The organism is Comamonas composti DSM 21721 (assembly GCF_000429845.1).
Lineage (GTDB): Bacteria > Pseudomonadota > Gammaproteobacteria > Burkholderiales > Burkholderiaceae_C > Comamonas > Comamonas composti.
The window spans coordinates 1-2,912 of sequence record NZ_AUCQ01000055.1; the positions used below are offsets into that span (position 1 = coordinate 1).

The 2,912-nt window shown below is 57.1% G+C and carries 5 protein-coding genes; 4 read left to right on the forward strand and 1 reads right to left on the reverse strand.

Annotation, left to right across the window (positions count from 1 at the left end):
- Positions 1 to 3: 3 nt before the first annotated feature.
- The 3 genes from G486_RS24815 (at position 4) to G486_RS22710 (ending at position 991) form a co-directional block, all read left to right on the forward strand.
- Positions 4 to 84: a hypothetical protein gene (locus tag G486_RS24815; protein ID WP_407059805.1), complete on the forward strand. Its 81-nt coding sequence runs from the start codon at positions 4 to 6 to the stop codon at positions 82 to 84.
- 359 nt (positions 85 to 443) lie between these two features.
- Positions 444 to 773 carry an HNH endonuclease signature motif containing protein gene (locus G486_RS0116920; protein WP_027016587.1) on the forward strand — a complete coding sequence of 110 codons (330 nt, stop codon included), beginning with the start codon at positions 444 to 446 and terminating at the stop codon, positions 771 to 773.
- Entirely contained in the window at positions 773 to 991 is a 219-nt protein-coding gene (locus G486_RS22710) for a hypothetical protein (RefSeq protein ID WP_034388265.1), read from the forward strand. Before G486_RS0116920 ends, G486_RS22710 begins: the two co-directional genes overlap by 1 nt.
- 79 nt (positions 992 to 1,070) lie before the next feature.
- On the opposite strand, the gene G486_RS23740 is transcribed toward G486_RS22710, so the two are convergent.
- A protein-coding gene (locus G486_RS23740) for an IS5 family transposase (RefSeq protein WP_407059804.1) occupies positions 1,071 to 1,869 on the reverse strand; the annotation gives its coding sequence in 2 pieces (ribosomal slippage) (positions 1,071 to 1,599 and positions 1,598 to 1,869; 801 coding nt in all).
- Between the two features lie 134 nt (positions 1,870 to 2,003).
- Here G486_RS23740 and G486_RS0116935 point away from each other — a divergent pair.
- Positions 2,004 to 2,603 (forward strand): isochorismatase family protein, encoded by a 600-nt coding sequence (locus G486_RS0116935; RefSeq protein WP_027016589.1) that lies wholly within the window; start codon positions 2,004 to 2,006, stop codon positions 2,601 to 2,603.
- The last annotated feature ends 309 nt before the right edge of the window (positions 2,604 to 2,912 follow it).

The following is a 2,912-nucleotide window of genomic DNA, read 5'->3' on the forward strand; positions in this document are numbered from 1 at the left end:
GGGATTGCCCGGTATCTGGAGTTCTACAATTCACAGCGCCCCCATCAGGCCCACAACCGAGCGACCCCTGATGAGGCGTACTGATAGATACCGATGGAGGGGATCCAGTTACAGATTTAACGCGCACAACACCTTCGCAGGACCCGATGATTTTTGTGCAGTCGCATTGTTGCTGAGCAAAAGATGGAGAAGAAATCGAAGCCATCAAAAGTGAAAACGCCAATACCAACAAAGACCTCATTGCACTCCCTTTCGGCGTTAAGCTATTCGGTGGATCTTATATTCAATGCCAATGATCTTAAATTAGAGCTCGGAGGCGGCGCCTGTGAGCAAAGCGGGGCGCCTTCTGGTGGCTTTTTCGTTTCCGCCGCCACCGAGCGCATCCGGCAAACCAGCGCACTGACACGCATGGGGTGTATGGCTCGCGTGGCGGCACCCATCACATGGCCAAGCTCCAAACTCTCAAGTCCTCACTGCCAGTGCTCGACACAAGGCGCGTGCCAACGATGCAGGCCGGAGGCTGGCGCACCAGTGACCAGACGGCAGCGCAGCGCGGGTACGGCTACAAGTGGCAGAAGGCCCGGGCTCAGTGGCTGCGTGAACATCCACTGTGCGTGATGTGCGAGGCTGAGGGCAGGGTGACGGCGGCAACAGTTGTGGACCACATCCAGGCCCATCGTGGTGATCAGGCGCTGTTCTGGCGGCACAGTAACTGGCAGTCGTTGTGCTGCACCCACCACAGCCGTGACAAACAACGCGAGGAGCAGAGGTAATGATTGAGGTCACAGGCCGCAACGGGCGGGCTCATCTGCTGAGCCCGGATGGGATCATCAGGATTGAGGAGGCTGGTGTATCGAGTCAGTGGCATGGCATCCGTTGCTACATCAAGACCTTTGACGGCGCGATCATCGAATGCCAGCAGAGCGTCCAGGAGGTGCAGAAGCTGCTGCAGTCGCTGGAGCTGTCCCGGCTCGGCGTTGGCGCCGCCTGAGCCCACCTGGCGCGATCCAAGGGCATTGGCAAGGGGCATCCGCAGGGCGGTCAAGGGGTAGGGGGTGGTAAGAACGTGTTTACGATCTTCTGAGCAATAAGGCCACAAACGCCAAGTGAATGAACTGCAGACTGGTGTTGAGCCACCTTTCGCAGTTCTTCCATAGCCGCCGGTTCTTCTCCAGCCACGCAAAGCTGCGCTCCACCACCCAGCGCTTGGGCATCACCCTGAAACTGTGCAGTTCATCTCGCTTGGCAATCTGCACTGTCACATGCGCACCCAGTATCTTCTTGACTTCATTGGCAAATGGCTCACCCACATAGCCAGCATCAGTGAGCACGCTGCGCACAGCTTTCAAGAATTCCTTGGAGCGATTAAAGGCTTGCAAAGCACCCTTGCGATCTGTCACATTGGCAGTTGTCACGGCTGTCGCATGAGGCAGTCCATTCGTGTCTACCGCGATATGGCGCTTGATGCCCGAGACTTTCTTGCCCGCGTCATAGCCTTTAAACCCCGCCGTGTCAGTGTTCTTTACGCTCTGCGCGTCCACGATCAAGAGTGTGCTGCAGGCGTTGCGCCCCAGTCTCTCTCGGGCTGCGCCAACCTGATTTTTTGAGTGCCCGCTCAAGCGCGCTGATACCGTGCTTGTCGGGCTTGCTCCACTTGTGCCAGTAGGCGTAAACGCTTTGCCACTTGGGGAAATCTCTTGGCAAAAAGCGCCATTGGCAACCTGTTCTGAGCAGGTACAGCACGGCGCAAAACACCTCGTACAGATCAAGGCGAGTGGGCTTGGTCGTGCGCCGAACACTGCGCAATTCGGGCTCTATCAGGGCAAACTGTTCGCGAGTGATATCGCTGGCGTATTTCTGTCTTTCCACCCCTGAATTGTCGGGGAGAAAAAAATCGTAAACACGTTCTTAGGCCTTGGCATGAGTGGATGCATGTCTGCTGTTTCATAGACCAAGCTGCGACAATTGCATGTTTGTCATATTGCAAAGAAAGAATAATTGTCATGCTGCTTGAGGCTTCCGAATCCCAATTGGTGCTTGTTGATTACCAAGAGCGTTTGATGCCAGCCATCTTTGAAGGAGATCTGGTGCTTGCCAATGCTCTCAAGCTGGCCCGTCTGGCTGAGCTGGCGGAAGTGCCTGTGTTCGGCACTGAACAAAATCCCTCGCGTCTCGGGGGCAACGAGGCACAGCTACGCGCCTTGTGCAGCAAGACCTTGTCCAAGATGCATTTCAGCGCCGTGGCCGAAGGCCTGAGCGAGTGGCTGCGTCCGCCGGCCAGGCCCCAAGGTGGGAATGCACGCAGCCTGCCCAAGCATTTGCAAAAGCCTCAGCCGGCACCCGAGCGCAATACCGTGGTCATCGCAGGCTGTGAAGCCCATGTTTGCCTGCTGCAGACGGCCCTGGAGTTGCTTGAAGATGAGTTCGATGTCTGGGTGGTCACCGATGCCTGCAGTTCGCGCACTGAGCGCAACCGCGATGCGGCCTTCGATCGTCTGGCTGGCGCGGGGGGCGAGCTGGTGACCACGGAGATGGTGGCCTTTGAATGGCTACGCAGCTGTGAGCATCCGGCTTTCAAGGACATGCTGGCCCTGGTCAAGTAAAGCCTGAGTAATTTCAGGCTCATCCTTTCTCCTGAGGAGTCAGAGACTGGACGCGAGGTTGAGGCCCAAGTGCAGGGCTTGCATCAAGTCAAGGAAACGCAAGCCCAGCCCGGCGCCTTGCTTGACAAGGCCCGGCTGCCGCAGCTTTGGGACGTGTTTACGGCAGCGGCGTTCATTTGAGGTTCATGAACACCGTACGGCCTGCGCTGGCATAGTGATCTTGCCCCTGTTTTGTGTAGCTCTTAGCCCATGATCTACGCGGCCTTTTTACGCTGTGCCTCGTACCAGCGTTGCTCGTACTGCATAGGA

Excerpts from the sequence above, each read along its gene's own strand:
- G486_RS0116935 (WP_027016589.1), top strand. The coding sequence starts at position 2,004 with ATGCTGCTTGAGGCTTCCGAATCCCAATTGGTGCTTGTTGATTACCAA.
- G486_RS0116920 (WP_027016587.1), top strand. The coding sequence starts at position 444 with ATGGCCAAGCTCCAAACTCTCAAGTCCTCACTGCCAGTGCTCGACACA.
- G486_RS22710 (WP_034388265.1), top strand. The coding sequence starts at position 773 with ATGATTGAGGTCACAGGCCGCAACGGGCGGGCTCATCTGCTGAGCCCG.